Here is an 18678-nt window from a genome sequence, read left to right as displayed (position 1 = left end):
TCTAGGGCAAGGGCCGGAGATGGATCCCCGCCTGCGCGGGGATGACGAGATTGGTTACGAAAGAAACGTAACATGCTGACCGCCCATGACGTCATCCCCCACGGCCACTGGTCCGGCCCTGCCGCCGACCATATCATGCTGGATCATGACGCGCGCCACCGCCGCCGCTGGGTCTACACCGCCGACCATGGTACGCTGTTCCTGCTCGACCTGGCTCGTGCGACGGTGCTGAATCATGGCGATGCGGTGCAACTGTCCGACGGGCGGCTGGTCGAAATCCTCGCCGCGCCCGAAGCGCTGGTCGAGGTCACCGCCGCAGACCCGTCCGCGATGATCCGCCTTGCCTGGCATATCGGCAACCGGCATCTGCCCGCCGAACTGCACCCCCATGCCATCCGTCTGCGCGACGACCATGTCATCAACGCCATGCTGGAGGGGCTGGGCGCGACCGTCACGAAAATCCACGCCCCCTTCACGCCGGAGGGCGGTGCTTATTCTGGCGGCGGCCATCATCATCACGCGCACGACCACCATGCTGGCTGACGCCGCGCTTCACCGCCTGCTGGCCTGGACCTCGCCCTCCTATCCGGTGGGCAGTTTCACCTACAGCCATGGACTGGAAACCGCAGTCGAGGATGGCCGCATCACTACCGCTGGCCATGTCACCGCCTATGTCGAGGCGGTGCTGGCGCGGGGCGGCGGCTGGATCGATGCCGTGCTGTTCGTTCACGCCCACCGCGCTGCGCAGGATGACGCTGCGTTCGATGCCTTGTCCGAACTCGCCGCCGCTTTTCGCGGCAGCAGCGAAACCGCGCTCGAAAGCCGCCAGCAGGGTGGCTCCTTCCTGTCGGTCACGCGGCGGGCATGGCCGCACCCCGCACTCGACTCTTTCGCGGCACGCAACGGCGATGACCCCATCGCCCATGCCACCGTCATGGCGCTGGCCTGCGCCGTACACAACATACCGCTGGAACCGGCGCTGCACGGCTGGCTGCACGCGACCGCCGCCAATCTCGTCTCGGCGGGCGTGCGGCTCGTGCCATTGGGCCAGACCGATGGCCAGTTGGCGCTCGCCGCGCTATCCCATGCCATTCCCGCCATTGTAGAGAAGGCGCTCCACACGCCGCTCGACGATCTCGGCACCGCCGCACCAGACCTTGAACTCGCCAGCCTTTCCCACGAAACACTTTATACAAGGTTGTTCCGATCATGAATCCGGTTTCTTCTGGTCATAACGGTCCCCTGCGCATCGGCATTGGCGGCCCGGTCGGCTCCGGCAAGACCGCGCTGACCGACCGGCTGTGCAAGGCGATGCGCGACCATTATAATATCGCGGCCATCACCAATGACATTTACACCCGCGAGGATGCGGAGTTTCTCACCCGATCCGGCGCGCTGGTGCCTGAACGGATCATGGGCGTGGAAACCGGCGGCTGCCCGCACACCGCGATCCGCGAGGATGCCAGCATCAATCTGGCCGCCGTCGATACGATGCACCGCAAATTTCCCGGCCTGGAACTCATCTTCATCGAAAGCGGCGGCGACAATCTGGCCGCGACATTCTCGCCCGAACTGGCCGACATCACCATCTATGTCATCGACGTGTCGGCGGGCGACAAGATTCCGCGCAAGGGCGGCCCCGGCATCACCCGGTCCGACCTGCTGCTGATCAACAAGATCGACCTGGCTCCGCTGGTCGGCGCGGATCTGGGCGTGATGGACCGTGACGCGAAGAAGATGCGCGGGGAGCGCCCCTTCCTGTTCACCAACCTCAAGGACAATATCGGGCTGCAAGCGGTCATCGACTTCATCGTGGCGACCGGCGGCCTGCGCCCCTTCCCTGCCGCGATCTGATGGATCGCGCCGCCTATGTCCTGCGCGAAAAGCGGCTCTACAATAAATGGGTCGCCAGCCAGACATTGGAGGATTATGCCCTGCGCTACACCGCCGACAGCGCCCGGCGCTGGTCGGCGGGGCAGGTCGCCAATACCGCTATCGGCGCGACTGCCTTTCTGGCCTGCGAAGCGATCGGCGCGTCGATTACGCTCACCTATGGCTTTGCCAACAGCGTCGCGGCCATCGCTGCCGCCGTCGCGCTTATGTTCATCATCGGCCTGCCAATCGCCTATCATGCTGCAAAGCATGGGCTGGACATCGACCTGCTGACACGCGGCGCGGGGTTCGGCTATCTTGGCTCCACCCTCACCTCCTTGATCTACGCCAGCTTCACCTTCCTGCTCTTCTCGGTCGAAGCGACGATCATGGCGGTCGCGCTGACCGCGATGACAGGCATGGCGATGAGCATCGCCTATCTGGTAAGCGCGCTGGTGGTGATCCCCATTGCCCTCTACGGCATGAGCGCCATCACACGGTTCCAGAACGCGACGCAGGGCATCTGGATCGCGCTGCAAATCGCGCCCATTGCCTATATCATCTGGTCCGGCCCGACGGCGCTTGCGGAATGGTCCCGCTTCACCGGCCAGTTGGGCGCGAAAGATGGCAGCGTCAGCCTGCTTTGTTTCGGCTTCGCGCTTTCCACCCTCCTCTCGCTTCTCCCCCAGATCGGCGAGCAGGCGGATTATCTGCGCTTCCTCCCCAGCGCCAAAAAGATCGGCAAGGGCAAATGGTGGGCGGCGATGCTGGCGGGCGGACCGGGCTGGACACTGATCGGCGGCATGAAGCTGCTGCTTGGCTCCTGGCTCGCCCATTATCTGATCGGCGGCGCGGCTTTGGCCAGTGACGCCTCCAACCCGACGGCCATGTTCCACGCGATCTTCACCGCCATGTCGGGCCATGCAGGACTGTCGCTCGTCATCACCGGGCTGTTCGTGATCGTCTGCCAATTGAAGATCAATGTCACCAACGCCTATGCCGGCTCGATCGCCTGGTCCAATTTCTTCGCTCGCCTGACCCACAGCCATCCCGGCCGCGTCGTATGGCTGATCTTCAACGTATTGCTCGCACTATTGCTGATGGAAGTCGGCATTTTCGACGCGATCGAGGCGATATTGATCCTCTACGCCACCGCTGCGGCAGGCTGGATCGGGGCGCTAGCCGCCGATCTCATGATCTCCAAGCCGCTCGGCCTTTCCCCCGCCGGAATCGAATTCAAGCGCGCACACCTCTATGACATCAATCCGGTTGGCATCGGCGCGATGCTCTTGTCGATCCTGATATCGGGCAGCGCGCATCTGGGCCTGCTGGGCGATGTGGCGCAGGCCTTCGCGCCCGTCGTTGGTATGGCGGTCGCCTTCATGGCGGCACCACTGATCGCTCTGCTCACCCATGGCCGCTATTATATCGCCCGCCGTGCCGAGGTGACGGAGGGGGACGACATCAAGACCTGCATCATCTGCGAAAACAGCTTCCAGCCGGTCGATATGGCGCATTGCCCCATGTTTGCCGCGCCGATCTGCTCGCTCTGCTGCACGCTGGAGGCGCGGTGCCACGACCGCTGCAAAAGCGACAGCCGCGCCACGCAGCAGGCCGCGCGCTGGCTCGAACGGCTGCTCCCGCAACGCATAGCCCGTTACGTCCATACGCCGGTCGGCCATTTCATCGCCGTCATGGCCGCGATCACCATTGCCAATGCCGCCCTGCTCGGCGGCATCAACTGGCAGATCGGCCGCCGGATGCCGGACATTGCGGCGGAAATGTCCGGCCTGATGCTGGGGCTGTTCCTGCTTTTTTCGCTGTTCGGCGGGGTCATCGCCTGGATGATCGTGCTGGCCCATCAAAGCCGCCGCTCCGCTATGCAGGAAAGCGAGCATCATGTGCAGAAGCTGATGGAAGAGGTGATCGCCCATGACGTGACTGGCACGCAGTTGCAAAAAGCGAAGGAAGCCGCCGAATCCGCCAATGCCGCCAAGAGCCGCTATCTCGTCAGCGTCAGCCATGAAATCCGATCGCCGCTCAACTCCATCTATGGCTATGCCCAGTTGATGGAACGCGGCCATGACATCGCCCCGGTCGAAGCCGCCAAGATCATCCGCCGCAGCGCCGAACATCTCACCAATCTGGTCGAAGGGCTGCTGGACATCAGCCAGGTCGAAAGCGGTGTGCTGCGCATCAGCAGCGAAACCGTGCGCCTGGCCCCCTTTGTCGACCAGATCGCCAACATGTTCCGACCGCAGGCGCAGTCGAAGGGCATCGAATTTCTCTTCGAGCGCCCCGACCAGCTGCCCGATTTCGTGCGCACCGACCAGAAACGCCTACGCCAAATCCTGATCAACCTGCTGTCCAACGCGATCAAGTTCACCCGCACCGGCTCCGTCACCTTCCGCGTCGCCTATCGCAGCCAGATGGCGACCTTCGACATTATCGACACCGGCATCGGTATCGCGCCCGATGATTTGAAGCGCGTGTTCGACCCGTTCGATCGCGGCAGCAACCCGGATGCGCAGCGTCAGAAAGGGATCGGCCTTGGCCTGTCGATCACCCAGGCGCTGGTGCAGATATTGGGCGGCGACCTGTCCGTCGTCAGTGAATCCGGTCGCGGAACGCAGTTCACAGTCCGCCTGATGCTGGGTCATGTCGCCAACCCGGTCGAGGATGCGCCGCCGGTGGACCGGATTTCGGGCTATGTCGGCGACCGGCGCAAGATATTGCTGATCGACGATGATCCGGCGCAGGTCGCGGTGCTGCGCGGGCTGCTCGAACCGCTCGACTTCACCGTCATGGAGGCGCTGAGCGGCCGCGCGGGGCTGGAGATTGCCGCCCGCGATGCGCCCGACATCATCCTGCTCGATATCTCCATGCCCGGCGAATCCGGCTGGGACATCAGCCGGGCGCTACGCGCGAAACTGGGTGGGACGGTGCGGATCATCATGGTGTCGGCCAATGCCCATGAATATCATCGCGGCGGGGACGGGCAGGCGGCGCATGACATGTTCCTGATGAAACCGGTCGATCTCGACGCGCTGCTGGACGCGATCGCCGATCAGTTGCACATCCGCTGGACCGGCGACGCCCCGCCGCCGCCTGCGCCAGCGCCCGACGAGTTTGACGTGCCTGTCTTGCCAGACGACGCGCTGCCCATCCTGGCCGATATCGAGCAGAAGGCGATCATCGGCCATGTGCGCGGTATCGAATCGAGCATCCGCGCGCTCGAAGCGGCCGTGCCGGAGGCCCAGCCGCTCGTCGCCCGGATGCTTGCCCATCTCGACCGTTTCGACCTTAAGGGGCTGATAAAAATCATAAGGGCCGTCAAATGACCACACCCCATGCCGACACCGTCCTCGTCGTCGACGATACGCCGGAATCGCTCCGTTTCCTGACCGACACGCTGGAGGCCGCGAATATCTCCGTCCTCATCGCCACCAGCGGCGAAGCGGCGCTCGAACTGCTGGCCCATGTAACGCCCGACCTGATCCTGATGGATGCGGTGATGCCCGGCCTTGACGGCTTTGAAACCACCCGCGCGATCAAGCAGATGCCGCGCGGCGCGCCGGTGCCCATCATCTTCATGACCGGCCTTACCGAAAGCGAGCATGTCGTCCATGCGCTGGAGGCGGGCGGCGTCGATTATGTGCGCAAGCCGATCGTGGTCGAGGAATTACTTGCCCGCGTCCGCGTCCATATGGCCAATGCGCGCCAGACGCAGGGTGGGCATTATGCGCTCGACGCGACCGGCCGCAACCTGATCGCGGTCGGCAGCGACGGCGCGCTGTCGTGGCGCACGCCCGGCGCGGACAAACTCATGGAAGCGCTCGAACCCGGCTGGTCGCGCACCGACGTCGCACTGCCCGCGATGCTGCGGACGCCGGTCGGACGCCTGCTGCCCGACGATCTGCCCGCAGGCACCACGGTCAAGACCGACAGTCCCGGTGGCGACACGGTGGAACTGATCATCGTCGGTCGCCCCCGTGCAGGCGAAACCCTCATCCGCCTCAATCATCTGGACCCTCAGGCCGACATTGCCCGGCTGCAAAGCCATTTCGCCCTGACCCAGCGCGAAGCCGAAGTGCTGCTATGGATCAGCTATGGCAAACCCAACCGCGTGATCAGCGAGATATTGGTGATCAGCCCGCGCACCGTGAACAAGCATCTGGAGCAGATTTTCGAGAAATTGGGCGTGGAGACACGGGCGGCGGCGGCAGCCTTCGCAGTCAGGATCATCGCGCAATAGGCACGCCTTATTGGCGGCTAGCCTCAATGCGTTTCGTCCATGCCGAAAAGGCGAGGGTGACGAGCCAGCCGACCACAGCATAGCCGCCGAGCCACAGCAGAAACGCCGCAGCATCGCCCATCAGGACAAAAACAGCCCCTGGCAACAGGCTGGCGGCCGTGAGCAGTCGGCGCGCCGTCGTCCCCTGCACCCCGCCGGGCAATTTGATGCTCCGCCGCCGCTTGGGATCGCCCAGGCACAGGAGCGCCAGAAGTCCCGCGGAAATGGCGATCGAGGCGATCAGCATGGCCATCATTCCGCGGCCTGCAAGACGCGATGCCCAGCGCCCTGGCGGCTCTGGCTGGTCCGAAGAACCGACCATAGCAACATGCCGCCGGTCAGCAGGAAAGCCAGATCCAGCGCTACGATGACCGGCTGCCCCGCTGCCATTGCGCTCGCCCAGCCGGGGCCACCGGTCAGCAGGCGCAGCGGCAGCAGGATCAGCATGATGGCCGCCATCGCCCCTTGCAGCACACGCGCGAAGGCGGTGCTGGTCGGCCACAGGAAACCGGCCAGGATGATAGCGGCAGAGGCGATCAGGAAACTCGCAGGCGTCCAGTAGGTCGCGCTACCCATCGGCATGGCGACAAGGAAGGCAGCGGTAGAGGCCAGCAACGCAACCGGCAAGCCAAGCCCGACGATCACCAGCGCGCGGTCGAGCCAGCCGAGCGATCGCGCGCCCTCCTCCCGCCGCACCAGCCACAGGCGGATGCCGGTATAGGTGACGTAGCACATGGCAAAACCCAGGCCGAACCAGATCGCCTTGGACAGCATCCCGGCGAAATTGCCGAAGTGCAGCGGCGACATGATCGCGGCCAGCGTGCCGCCCGCGGATGGCGCGGGGCCGATCAGCGGCTTGACCTGATTGAACTGCGCCGTTGCCCCGTCATAGAGCAGGGAAATGGGGGCAAGGCCGCCGCTTTTGGGCGGATGATAGGTCGTCACCTTGGCATCGGCCCGCCCGTAATTCTCGACCGCGACGAAGGTCGGAACAGCGCCCGCCCGCACGATCGCATCGCTCGTGATACGGTCGAAATTGCCGATAGCGGCAGGGCGCGGATCGGGCTTGCCGGGGGTGCCATAGACCGCTTCGGTCAGGGCCACGACGTCGCCACCAAAGGCCGCCATTGCGACGATCGGCACGCCGATCGTGCCGAAGAAGGAGAAGAAGCTGCCCGTAAAGGCCAGGATGAAGGCGAAGGGCAGGCTCCATGTGCCAGCCACGCTGTGCCGGTCGCGATTGACCAGCACCGGGTTCGCCTTGCGCCGCAGCGTGAAGATATCCTTGAGCAGGTGTCGGTGGATCAGCAGGCCGGATACCGCCGCGACCAGCATCGACAGGCCGACGATCCCGGTCAGCAACAGCCCCCAGGGATTGGGGACATGCAGTCGCACATGGGTATCGACCAGAAAGCTGCTCAGCGCATTGTCGTTGCGCGGGCCGTACACATCCTCGTCAGTCCCCTGCTGGCTGTGCGTGACACGGCCATCCTTGCCGACAACATAGAAGATGCCCCGGCTGATTAGTTCGCCCTTGTCCATCTCGTGCCGGTGGAAGAAAGCGCCCAGATCATGGTCACCCACCTCGAACAGGTCGACCGCCTCATGATATTGCTTGGGCGTGCGGTCGCCCAGCGCGCGCATCGTGTCCGCCATCGGCCGCTCGAACGCCGATTGCGACGTGATATGGCCCGCCGACCAAGTGCCGATCTCCTCGGCGAACACTGCCGCCGTGCCAGTCAGTACCACCGCATAGAGCAGCAAGCCGAGCAAGATGCCCGACCAGCCATGCACCGCGACCATCGCTTTGGTTTCATCCTTGGGCAGGTGGATCATCGATGGCTCTCCGTTGCGGCGGGTTGTGTTGCGCCAAATTTCTGCGCGATCAGCCCGCCATGGATCGCTAACAATACCCCGGCCACGATCGCGATCCGGCCGAGCCGCCGGTCAAGACAGGCGTGAAAGAACAGCCCGGCCCAGATCAGCGGCACCAATATCAGCGGGAGCACAAGATTATCGATCCCTGCCGCCCCGCCCGGCAGCCACAGCGCCATGCCCGCCATCATGACGAGCGCCACGATCACCGCCCCCGGTCCGGCGAGCGCTATGCGTATCCAGCGGCGTGATCGGGGCGACATGGCAAAACCTCAATGGAACATCGCCAATTCCATATCGCCGTTATTGCATATTGCAAGTCATTATCATCAGTAGCGACGGACAATATGTCGCTCAACGCAGCGGATCGCATCTCATTTCCGCTTGGCTGCCGCCGCCGCTGCGGTACGGTCCAATGCGCGGCGTTCAGCGGGGCTGGCGCTGTTATAGGTTTCTTCCGCCACCAGTGCGCGCCAGCGGTCCAGACGCGCGGGTGTCAGCGTGCCACTCGCGATCGCCGCCAGAACCGCGCACCCCGGCTCTCCCTTGTGGGCGCAGTCCGAAAAGCGGCACTGCTCCGCTGCCTCGACTATGTCGGCGAACACGACGGCAAGGCCCGACGCCACGTCGGTCAGTTGCAATTCGCGCATCCCCGGCGTGTCGAGCAACCAGCCGCCATGGTCCAGCCTGTGCATCTCCCGCACGGTCGTGGTATGCCGCCCCGTGCCGTCGGCCTTGCGGATATCCTGGGTCGCGATGCTGTCCGATCCGCGCAGGGTGTTGACCAGCGTGGATTTGCCAACGCCGGACGACCCGACCAGCGCGACGGTTTGCCCCTTGCCACACCAGTCGGAGAGGCGCGCCGCACTGGCGGGGTCTTTGCCATTGATGGTTTCCACCTGCAATCCCGGCTGCAAGTCACGCGCAGCAGCCGCGAAAGCCTCTGGCGTATCGGTCAGATCGGTCTTGGTCAGAACGATCACGGGATGTACGCCCACCTCGCGCGCCAGGATCAAATAGCGTTCCAGCCGGGGGATGCTGAAATCCTGGTTGCAGGACGCGACGATGAAGAGCGTGTCGACATTGGCGGCGATCAGCTGAGTTTTCTGGTCACCGCCGGGCGCACGCCGCTTGAACAGGTTGGCGCGCTTAAGAATCTGCGTGATCTGGAGCGTGACAGGATCGACCAGCACCCAGTCGCCAACGGTGGGATGATCCTCCGCTGCCAGGCCATCGCCAAAGCCGGGCTGGATATCGAGCGCCCCGCCCTCCCCTGCCACCGCGATCTTCCCGCGATGCACCGCCATCACACGATATGGCTTGGCCCCGCTCTCGTCAGCCTGCGGGACTTGTGCGCTGAAAAAGGCGCGCCAGCCAAGCTCGTCCAACGTCTGATGAGGTGATTCCATACATTCTGCCATGCCGCTCAAATGGCCGTTTGTATAGGGAGCGTTGCGCGCGCCTAAAGGGTAACACCGCGTTTCCAGATGCCGATGGAGCGTTCGTCATTGCGCTCATTACAGGCCTGCGCGCCACTGGCGACCGCGACGATGCGATCCAGCAAAGCGTCCGCGGCGGCATCCATGCCATCGGTCAGGACCATCCCGGCGTCAAAGTCGATCCAGCCCGGCTTGGCCGCTGCCAGCGCAGTGTTGGACGCGATCTTCATCGTCGGCACCGGACTGCCCAGCGGCGTGCCGCGACCCGTGGAAAACAATGTCAGCGTCACGCCCGCTGCCGCCAGCGCAGTCGTCGATACCGCGTCATTGCCCGGCGCCTCCAATATCGTCAGCCCGTGCCGGGTCGCGATATGACCATAATCGATGACATCCACGACGCGCGCCAGACCGCCCTTTTGCACCGCACCGAGCGATTTCTCCTCCAGCGTAGTGATGCCGCCTGCGATATTGCCGGGGCTGGGATTTTCCGACACCGGCTCACCATGGTCCAGAAAATAGCGTTTGAAGCGATTGACCACTTGCGTCAGCCGATCGAACACCGCCTGGCTCTCCGCCCGCGCCAGCAGCAATTGCTCCGCGCCGAACATTTCGGGGATTTCGGTCAGGACCGCCGTTCCGCCCGCCTGGGTAACCGCGTCCGCCATCCGGCCGATCAGCGGATTGGCGGTCAGGCCGCTCATCGCGTCGGAGCCACCGCATTTGACCCCCAGCCGCAGAGCCGACAGCGGCACAGACTGGCGCACATCCTGCGCCATCAGATCGGCCAGCGCTTCCAGCGCCGCCTTGCCCGCAGCAAATTCATCCTGCTCGCTCTGCGCCCGCACAGTGCGGACCCGTTCCAGTTTTTCTGGTGGGATCTGCGCCAATATCAGGTCAAGCTGGTTGGATTCGCAGCCCAGCCCGACAATCAGCACGCCGCCTGCATTGGGGTTTTGCGCCAGCGAAGCAAGGATCGCAGTCGTGCCTTCCAGATCATGGCCCAGTTGCGAGCAGCCAAAGGGATGGTTGAACGCATGGACGCCGTCGACATGGTCGCCGACCAGACCTTCGCCCCAGCGCGCCAGCCTTTCGCCAAGTCGGCCGACGCAGCCGACCGAGGGCAATATCCAGATTTCATTGCGGATACCGACGCTGCCGTCCTGCCGGACATAGCCCATGAAACCGGGACGGTCATCGCCCGGCACTTCGGCCGGTTCCACAGGCTTGGCCACATAGTCATAGGTCAGTTCACCACGCAGGGCTGTCTGCACATTATGACTATGCACATGCTCACCGACGCCGATCGACTGCGTCGCCGTGCCGATCGACGCGCGATAACGACGCACGGCACTACCGACAGATATGTCATGGACCGCGAATTTGTGGCCCGGCGCGATCGCATCGACAATGGTCACTTGGCGATCGCCGATGGCAACCACATGCCCCGGCACGAGCGGCATCAACGCAACGGCTACATCGTCGTCCCGCGCGACTTGCAGCGCCATGATTTCTGGGTCTGGCATGGCATTGGAATAGATCGTTGCCAGCGCTAGCACAAGCCATATCGGCCAGACACATGATGCGGATTCGCTATCAACTGATGCGTTGCAAAGCCTCTTCCGCGGCGTGCGCCAAATGATCGGCCCAGAGCATCTGTCCCTCGACACTGTCGATCAAGTCCTGCCGTACCTCTATCTCCGCATAGGCAATGTCGCGGGGGAAGGCATGGAAAGGCACGGTAAAGTCGGTCGCATCCATGGCATAAGGAACATTGTCGCCCACGGTGAGAGCCGCTGTGTCGCGCAACGCCGCCAACATGGCATGGGCAAAATCGGTGCGGCCGCGCCAGTGCAGGACACCCACCTCCCACGGCCGGGCAATCCCGCCCATAACCGGCGTAAAACTGTGGAGCGATAGCAGGATCGTATCACGCCCAGCGGCACTTCGCGCGTCGACCATGTCACTGATTGCCTGATGATAAGGCATGTGGATCGCCGCAACCCGTGAAGCGCGCGCAGCTTCGTCCAGCGCTTCATTCCCGCTGATCCGGCTGCTGTCGGACACCGCAGGAATCGCGTCATTCCGCGCAGGATCGCGGTTGCAATCAATAACCAGACGCGAATAAATCTGGTGCAGAAAGGGCGCATCAAGCCGCTTGGCCAGCGCATGGCCCAGACCATGGACACCAATGTCGATGGCGATGTGGCGGCCGCGGTCGGCTACGCTCAGGCCCAGATCACCCAGCGCCTCCGGTATCGCCGCCCCGGCATGATCGCCGATAAGCAGGAACGGGGACGCGCCTGCTGCGTTGAACAGCCCGAACGGTGCCGGATCGTTCAGACCCAATAGCTCATTTCCCACGCCTTTGGCCATCAGGATCCTCCCCCATGACCATGCTGACGATCCTTCCTGTCATCCGCACTCGCGATCGACATTGGGCTTTCCTGTGCGAACATGCCACCTTGATGCACTTGCCAGAGACATTTGGCCAGCACCCCGGTCTGCACTGATCCCAGGCCTGCGTCGTCCTGCCCTACCTAAAGCCAATAACGGCCGCCCTGTCGGCACTTCAGGAAAGTCCCCTCCATGCTGATCCGCTGCGGATATGAAATAAGATTTGAAACCCAGAACAAGACAGCGATGATGGCGATGCTCAGCCTGCATCCCTCCCGCCATCTCGACCTGCGCACGCCCCAGCGGCTGATGGCCAGCCCGGACGTGCCGCTCTATCATTTCGAGGATGACTTCGGGAATGTCGCAACGCGCCTCACCATTCCGGCGGGCGGCGTTACCCTGTCATGCGATTTCGTGATCGAGGATAGTGGGCAAGTGGACCTGCCCGCCCCGGATGGTCCGCACACGCCGGTCGAGGAATTGCCCGATGCGGTGATGCCCTTCCTGCTGGGCAGCCGCTATTGCGAGACAGACCGGTTGATGGCGTTCGCCTGGGGCAATTTCGCCCACTACTCGACAGCCAAGGCGCGGGTCGATGCCATAGTCGATTTCGCCCACAACCATATCGAATTTGGCTATCATCATGCCCGCTCGGACATGACCGCCTGGAACGCTTTTCAGGAAAAGCGCGGCGTGTGCCGCGATTTTGCGCATCTGGCCGTCACCCTGTGCCGCTGCATGAATATCCCGGCGCGCTATTGCACCGGCTATCTGGGCGACATTGGCGTGCCCCCGGTCGATGCGCCGATGGATTTCAGCGCCTGGTTCGACGTCTATATCGATGGCAACTGGTACACGCGCGACGCGCGCCATAACCGGCCCCGCATCGGCCGCGTCCTGATGGCGCGCGGTCGCGACGCGACCGATGTCGCGCTGACGACGGCATTTGGCCCGACAAATCTCGTCCGGTTCGACGTCCACACCGACGAGGTGCAGTCGATCGACGAAAAATCATACTGATGGAGGTTAAGCGGGGCGCAATCGATGCGACTTTCACGCTGGATCGTCGTTGATGGACCACGCAGTCGCCAACCGCCGCGGTGACTGCCACCCCCTATAAGAGGAAATTCCTATGTCCGATAACAGCCACGATATTTCGACCCTTAACGGCCTGATCGCCACGACCATCGACAGCGCCGACGGCTATACCGAAGCGGCCAAGGACAGCGAGAATAGCCGCTTTACCGCCCTGTTCACCAGCCGGGCCAGCGAGAGGCGCGCCATCGCCACCCGCTTGCAGCAGCAGGTGACTGCACTGGGCGGCAACCCGGAAGATGACGGCACGCTGCTCGCCGGGGCGCATCGCATGTTCCTCAACCTCAAGTCCGTTGTCACGGGCCATGATGACAAGGCGATCATCAACGAGGTCGAGGCTGGCGAAGATCATATCAAGGCCAAGTTTGAGGATGCGCTGGAGGACAACAAGTTAAGCCCGGCTGTGCGCGGGGTGATTGAAACCAGCTATGCATCAGTGAAGGCCGGGCATGACGAAATGCGCGACATCAAACATTCGATGCAGCATTGATACAGAAATGGCGGGGGTGACCCCGCCATTTTTCTTTCCGGGCAACCATATCGCGACAAAGCCGCGCGCCGCACCAGGCTGCGGCAACGCCCCGCCCTTACTCAGCGGCATTACCGATAAATTTTGAACTCTCACCTTGTCGCATCGGCGCGGATAGCCATATTGTGCAGTGCAGCATAATCCGCCGCCGATTATCATGGCCAATATGGCCGCTCTTCAAGGCCGGAGGTCATGTCATGAGAAAATTATCTGCCAATATTGCCGAGTTGATGGCCATGCGGACAGCCGCGGCTTCGCCCGTGGACCGGAACGAACCGGGCCGGTTGCAGGATTTCGGGCCGTTCGGCAGCAATCCGGGCGCGTTGAAGGCGAAATGTCACATACCTGCGCAGGTCGCCAGCAAGCCAGCTTTGGTCGTTGTCCTGCATGGCTGCACCCAGACCGCGGACGGCTATGATCGTGGTGCAGGCTGGTCGCAGCTGGCGGACGAGCATGGCTTCATCCTCCTGTTCCCCGAACAGCAGCGGGCCAATAATCCCAACCTCTGTTTCAACTGGTTCTTGCCCGCTGACAATGGACGTGATCGTGGCGAAGCCCTCTCGATCCGCCAGATGATCGAGACCATGATCGACACCCATAGCATAGACCGGTCGCGCATTTTCGTGACCGGCCTGTCCGCCGGGGGTGCCATGACATCGATATTGCTGGCCAGCTATCCTGAGCTGTTTGCTGGCGGCGCGATCATTGCCGGGTTGCCCTTTGGTGCTGCGTCCAATGTTCCGCAAGCGCTGGAGGCGATGCGCACGCCGGGTCCATCCAGTGGCGCTCAGCTTGGCGATCGCGTGCGGGGCGCGACTGACCATGCCGGTCCCTGGCCGCGTGTGTCTGTCTGGCACGGCGCGGCTGACCCCACCGTCAACAGCAGCAATGCCGATGCGATCCTCGCCCAATGGTTGTCGGTTCATGGGCTGGATGACATGCCGAGCGCGACGCAAAATGTCGCCGATCACCGCCACCGCATCTGGAAGGACGCCAAAGGCCGCGCCTTGGTAGAGGATTACCGCATTGCAAATATGGGCCATGGCACGCCGCTCGCCACCACCGGGGATGATGCGTGCGGAATGCCAATGCCCCATATGCTGGAGGCGGGCATTTCATCGACCCGCAGGATCGCCGCATCCTGGGATCTTCTGGGTGGCCGCAAAGCTAAACCGCAATCCCAAACCGCTGGCACGATGAAAGCTGAAACGCCCAATCTGCCGATGTTGAAAAGGGCGAAACTTGAACCGCTGTCGGCTATTCAGCCTCCGCCGACCGCGGCTGCCAAAAGCAGCGTCCAGAAGATTATCGAGGACGCCCTGCGCACCGCCGGGCTGATGCGATAAGCTGCGCCGACCAGGCGAACGCAGCCATCGCCGCACGACTGAACATGGGCGTAATACCGACCGACACGCAACGCGGCATGTCGGTCGGCATTGTGCCGGACATCAATTGCCGTTGATGACTTTCGCCCGCTCGGCAGGCGTCAGCGCGGCAGCATTGATGTCGGATTCATCGATCGCCTCTTCGCGGGCATCGCCCGCTTCGCGCGTTGCGTCCGCCTTGGCCTGCATCAGATCCTCAGCGGTGCCGCTCATATTATCGGCCATGGCGTCCATCTTGTCGGCCTTGTTTTCAGCCGCTTCCTGGGCCTGTTCGCCCAGCTTGTCGTCGCCCTTGCCGCCACATGCGGCCAGCGCCAAACTCAAACCGACGATCGCTGCCAGGGTGGATGTACGCGTCATAGTCTCTCTCCCAATGTGGAGCGGGTATAACGGCCAGGTGCGTGGTTGGGTCCACATACATCACATCGAGATCGTGTCCCGCGAGAAAGTCGCGGCCTCCCAATTATATATTGCGAATGAATACTAATAGCGTTAATCGCTTTCTCTGCTGAGAATCAATTGCAACAGGGAAACTCAATCCATGTCCGCCACCCGCTCCTTCGCGCTTTGCGGCGCCGCGCTTATCGCCCTTTGCGGCACAGCCGCTCATGCGGCAGAACAGGCTCCCGACGCTGCCCAACCCCCTTTTGATGATAGTGAAAGCCAGATCATCGTCACCGCCGCCAATGCCGGGACGAAAACCGAAACGCCGCTGATCCAGCTGCCCCAGCCGATCAAGGTCATTACGTCCGACCAATATCTGTCGCAGGGCGCGATCAGCATCAGCGACACGGTGAAATATGCCGCAGGCGTGCTGGCCAATCCCTATGGCCGCGACACCCGTGTCGATGGCTTCAATGTGCGCGGCCTTGATGCGCTGCAATTCCGCGACGGGATGCGCGACATATTCTCTTATTATGCCAGCATCACATCCGACCCCTATAATTTCGACCGCGTCGAAATCGTGCGCGGCCCGGCGTCGGTGCTGTTCGGCCAGGGATCGATCGGCGGGCTGGTCAATCTGGTGTCCAAGACGCCGGGGTTTGAGACGCGGGGCGAAGCCAGCCTGGTCTATGGCAGCTTCGACCGCAAGGAAGCGCTGGCCGACGTCAACCTTGCCCTGGCCGACAATTTCGCCATCCGCGCCGTCGGCCGCGTCCGCGATGCCGACACCTATGTCGATCATGTCCCCGACGATCGCGTGATGTTCGCGCCGTCGATCCGGTGGCAGCCGACGCCCGATACCGACATCGTGCTGACCGGCCTCTATCAGGAGGATGACACCGGATCGACATCCCAATTCCTGCCGATCGTCGGCACCTTCCTGCCGAACAATGCCTATCCGGCGGGCAAGCTCGATCAATATGCGTTCGTCGGCAAGCCGGGCTGGGACCGCTATAATGGCCGGTCGCTTCAGGGCGGCGGCGCCATCACCCATAATTTCTCCGACTATGTTCGGCTCAGTGTCAAGGCACGCTATATCGACAGTGACCTGGAATATAAGACCCACTACGCCAACAGCTACTCCAACCCCACCAATCCCTTCGCGGCCGACGGCCGCACCATCGGTCTCTACGCAGAAGCCAGCGACGCGCGGATGAATGTCTTTTCGACCGACAATAATATCCAGTTCAGCTTCAACACTAGCGCCAATATCGAACATAAGCTGCTGGTCGGTCTTGATTATAGCTGGAACAAGGTCGGCAAGCGCGGTGCCTTCGGGGTCGAGACGATCGACCTTTACGATATCGATCAGGACGCGCTCCAAACCTATGATCCGACTGGCCCCTTCACCTATGAATCGCAAAAGCAGCTGGGCGTCTATCTGCAGGACCAGATCCGCTTTTTCGATCGTGTCTCCGTCGTGCTGGGCGCGCGGCGGGACCGGGTGACAGGCTCGTCCGGTCAGAAGGACAATGCCACCACCTTCCGCGCCGGTATCATCGGCGAGATTGGCGCGGGCCTCTCACCCTTCTTCAGCTATACTGAAAGCTTCCTGCCGATCGCCGGCTCCCTTACCGGTCCGGGCGGTGTCATCGGCGATCCGTACAAGCCGCAGACCGGCACCCAGTTCGAGGCGGGCGTGAAGTGGCAGCCAGCCCCCAATAGTCTGGTCACTGTCACCGCCTTCCACATCAAGGAGCGCAACCGCGTCCTCTATCTGGCCAATGGTGCCACGACCCAGTCTGGCGAGCTGACCACCAAGGGCTTTGAGATTGAGGCCAGTCACACCCTGCCCGGCCAGTTCGAACTGCTCGCCAATTATGGCTACAGCAAGCTGCGTTCGGAAGTGAACAGCAGCCTCGACTATATGCCGCGCCATACCGCCTCGCTCTGGTCGACCAAGAGCTTTGGCGTCGCCGACGGCGCGCAACTGCGCCTGGGTGCGGGCGTGGTTTATAGCGGCAAGAGCATCTCCACCAATGCGCTCTGGTCGATCGTCACCCCGGCGCGCACCACGGTCGATGGTCTGGCGGAGATCAACTGGCAAAGCTGGCGCTTCGCACTCAACGCCACCAATCTGCTGAACAACCGCTATTATGCGTCCTGCCTTGCCCGTGGCGACTGTTTCATGGGAGCGCCCCGCAATATCATGGGGACGGTCGGCTATCGTTTCTGATCGGCTTGCCCTGGCATTGCGGTGGATTCGCGAACGACCAGACGGTGTTCGAGATATTGCTCCGTCGGCGCGGCTATGCCTTCCTGGTCTCCTCTGGCGAGCGAGACGGCGAGCATGGCCGCTTGCGCCGATATGTCCTTGCCCGGATGTTTGACCGTGGTCAGCGATGGCCAGATTTTGACCGCAATCGGCGTGTCATCGAAACCTGCCACCGACAGGTCACGCGGCACATCCAGCCCGCGCCTGTGGGCGAGCGAGATGATCGCAGCAGCCATGTCATCATTGCTGGCGAAGATGGCGGTAGGTCGATCCGGCAGGTCCAGCAGCTGCGCGCCGACCGCTAGACCCGATTCAAAGCTCATGTCGCCGGTCACGATCAGGTCCGGCCGGATCGGCAGCCCTGCGTCGCGCAGCGCCGCCTGATAGCCTTCGCACCGGGTCCGGTGGATCATGTGGCCGGCGCCGCCGCGAATGAATCCGATATCACGATGCCCCAGGCCGATGAGATAGGCGGTCATGTCCCGCGCAGCGCCGAAATCGTCGATCCGCACCATATGGTCGCCCGGCAATATGTCGCCCGGTGACATCGCCACGACCGGCACGGGGAAGTCGCGCGTCAGGCCATGGCGATTGGCGACCTCGCAATAGGGCGGGACGATCAAAATCGCGTGGGCGCCGCTTTCAACCAGCCCCTGCATCTGTTGGGCAATTTCTTTGGGATCGCCACTTTCCAGCGGCCGTAGCAGCAATTGCGCACCAAGCCGGCTGGTCGCATCCAGCGCTCCGACCAATATGGAACTGAGGAACGCATTTTCGATGTTGCGATAGAGCAAGCCGATCCGCGTCGCGCTGGCGCTGGCCAGCGCCCGCGCCGCCATGTTGGGAACATAGTTGAGTTCCCGCACCGCCGCCATCACCGTGTCCCGCGTCGCCTGACGCACGCGCGGGCTGTTGTTGAGGACGTTGGATACGGTCATGGCCGACACGCCGGCGCGTTCCGCAACGGTCTGGATGGTGATAGCCTGGCTGGTACGACGCCCCAAACGGGCCATGGCTGGAAACTCCCTGAACGGACGCGGACATGCCTTATATGCTGTTTAACGCTATATTCCTGACGGTTGCAAATGGATGACACGCGCGCTGTTGCAGGAAATCCGCAATTCGCAAAAAAGTGT

The 18678-nt window shown here is 62.7% G+C and carries 18 protein-coding genes; 10 read left to right on the top strand and 8 right to left on the bottom strand.

Annotated features, from left to right (window positions below; all coding sequences use genetic code 11):
• Positions 1–72: 72 nt before the first annotated feature.
• From ureE to Q0D44_RS08265, 5 genes are read left to right on the top strand one after another with little or no spacing between them, the layout of a single operon-like run.
• Positions 73–543, top strand: a complete 471-nt coding sequence (gene ureE / locus Q0D44_RS08285; RefSeq protein ID WP_294135248.1) for an urease accessory protein UreE — start codon at positions 73–75, stop codon at positions 541–543.
• The gene (locus Q0D44_RS08280) at positions 488–1213 is read left to right on the top strand and encodes an urease accessory protein UreF (protein ID WP_294135245.1); all 726 of its coding nucleotides are present in this window, start codon (positions 488–490) and stop codon (positions 1211–1213) included. The genes ureE and Q0D44_RS08280 overlap by 56 nt, the downstream gene beginning before the upstream one ends.
• Positions 1210–1854, top strand: coding sequence for an urease accessory protein UreG (gene ureG, locus Q0D44_RS08275; RefSeq protein WP_294135240.1), 645 nt, complete (start codon positions 1210–1212; stop codon positions 1852–1854). The genes Q0D44_RS08280 and ureG overlap by 4 nt, the downstream gene beginning before the upstream one ends.
• Positions 1854–5213 (top strand): ATP-binding protein, encoded by a 3360-nt coding sequence (locus tag Q0D44_RS08270; protein WP_294135236.1) that lies wholly within the window; start codon positions 1854–1856, stop codon positions 5211–5213. The genes ureG and Q0D44_RS08270 overlap by 1 nt, the downstream gene beginning before the upstream one ends.
• Positions 5210–6127 (top strand): DNA-binding response regulator, encoded by a 918-nt coding sequence (locus Q0D44_RS08265; RefSeq protein ID WP_294135230.1) that lies wholly within the window; start codon positions 5210–5212, stop codon positions 6125–6127. The genes Q0D44_RS08270 and Q0D44_RS08265 overlap by 4 nt, the downstream gene beginning before the upstream one ends.
• Positions 6128–6134: 7 nt before the next feature.
• Here the strand turns inward: Q0D44_RS08265 and Q0D44_RS08260 are convergent, their stop codons facing one another.
• From Q0D44_RS08260 to Q0D44_RS08235, 6 genes are all read right to left on the bottom strand, one after another.
• Positions 6135–6422 (bottom strand): hypothetical protein, encoded by a 288-nt coding sequence (locus tag Q0D44_RS08260; protein WP_294135228.1) that lies wholly within the window; start codon positions 6420–6422, stop codon positions 6135–6137.
• Positions 6419–8002, bottom strand: coding sequence for a PepSY-associated TM helix domain-containing protein (locus tag Q0D44_RS08255; protein ID WP_294135226.1), 1584 nt, complete (start codon positions 8000–8002; stop codon positions 6419–6421). Before Q0D44_RS08255 ends, Q0D44_RS08260 begins: the two co-directional genes overlap by 4 nt.
• Positions 7999–8304, bottom strand: coding sequence for a hypothetical protein (locus Q0D44_RS08250; RefSeq protein WP_294135223.1), 306 nt, complete (start codon positions 8302–8304; stop codon positions 7999–8001). The genes Q0D44_RS08255 and Q0D44_RS08250 overlap by 4 nt, the downstream gene beginning before the upstream one ends.
• Positions 8305–8415: 111 nt before the next feature.
• Complete coding sequence (gene rsgA, locus Q0D44_RS08245) at positions 8416–9450, bottom strand: ribosome small subunit-dependent GTPase A (RefSeq protein ID WP_294135220.1); 1035 nt, start codon at positions 9448–9450, stop codon at positions 8416–8418.
• Between the two features lie 53 nt (positions 9451–9503).
• Positions 9504–11003 carry an altronate dehydratase family protein gene (locus Q0D44_RS08240; RefSeq protein WP_294135217.1) on the bottom strand — a complete coding sequence of 500 codons (1500 nt, stop codon included), beginning with the start codon at positions 11001–11003 and terminating at the stop codon, positions 9504–9506.
• A 70-nt stretch (positions 11004–11073) separates the two neighbouring features.
• On the bottom strand, positions 11074–11853 hold the full coding sequence (locus tag Q0D44_RS08235) for an N-formylglutamate amidohydrolase (RefSeq protein WP_294135212.1): 780 nt from the start codon (positions 11851–11853) through the stop codon (positions 11074–11076).
• A gap of 14 nt (positions 11854–11867) precedes the next feature.
• Here Q0D44_RS08235 and Q0D44_RS08230 point away from each other — a divergent pair, with 14 nt between their 5' ends.
• The 4 genes from Q0D44_RS08230 to Q0D44_RS08215 all read left to right on the top strand — a co-directional run bounded on the left by Q0D44_RS08230 (position 11868) and on the right by Q0D44_RS08215 (position 14844).
• Complete coding sequence (locus tag Q0D44_RS08230) at positions 11868–11990, top strand: hypothetical protein (protein ID WP_294135209.1); 123 nt, start codon at positions 11868–11870, stop codon at positions 11988–11990.
• Between the two features lie 76 nt (positions 11991–12066).
• On the top strand, positions 12067–12894 hold the full coding sequence (locus tag Q0D44_RS08225; RefSeq protein WP_294135206.1) for a transglutaminase family protein: 828 nt from the start codon (positions 12067–12069) through the stop codon (positions 12892–12894).
• A gap of 112 nt (positions 12895–13006) precedes the next feature.
• Positions 13007–13459 carry a PA2169 family four-helix-bundle protein gene (locus Q0D44_RS08220; RefSeq protein WP_294135202.1) on the top strand — a complete coding sequence of 151 codons (453 nt, stop codon included), beginning with the start codon at positions 13007–13009 and terminating at the stop codon, positions 13457–13459.
• Positions 13460–13695: 236 nt separating this feature from the next.
• Positions 13696–14844, top strand: a complete 1149-nt coding sequence (locus Q0D44_RS08215; protein ID WP_294135197.1) for a PHB depolymerase family esterase — start codon at positions 13696–13698, stop codon at positions 14842–14844.
• Positions 14845–14946: 102 nt separating this feature from the next.
• On the opposite strand, the gene Q0D44_RS08210 is transcribed toward Q0D44_RS08215, so the two are convergent.
• Positions 14947–15243: a hypothetical protein gene (locus Q0D44_RS08210; protein WP_294135194.1), complete on the bottom strand. Its 297-nt coding sequence runs from the start codon at positions 15241–15243 to the stop codon at positions 14947–14949.
• A gap of 181 nt (positions 15244–15424) precedes the next feature.
• On the opposite strand from Q0D44_RS08210, the gene Q0D44_RS08205 reads away from it, so the two are divergent.
• Entirely contained in the window at positions 15425–17503 is a 2079-nt protein-coding gene (locus Q0D44_RS08205; RefSeq protein WP_294135191.1) for a TonB-dependent siderophore receptor, read from the top strand.
• On the opposite strand, the gene Q0D44_RS08200 is transcribed toward Q0D44_RS08205, so the two are convergent.
• Positions 17491–18555: a LacI family DNA-binding transcriptional regulator gene (locus Q0D44_RS08200; protein ID WP_294135186.1), complete on the bottom strand. Its 1065-nt coding sequence runs from the start codon at positions 18553–18555 to the stop codon at positions 17491–17493. The genes Q0D44_RS08205 and Q0D44_RS08200 overlap by 13 nt on opposite strands.
• Between the last annotated feature and the right edge of the window lie 123 nt (positions 18556–18678).

Origin of the sequence: Sphingobium sp., assembly GCA_023266575.1 — a bacterium.
GTDB lineage: Bacteria > Pseudomonadota > Alphaproteobacteria > Sphingomonadales > Sphingomonadaceae > Sphingobium.
The sequence above is the reverse complement of the archived record's forward strand: the minus strand, read 5'-3'. Positions and strand labels throughout refer to the sequence as shown.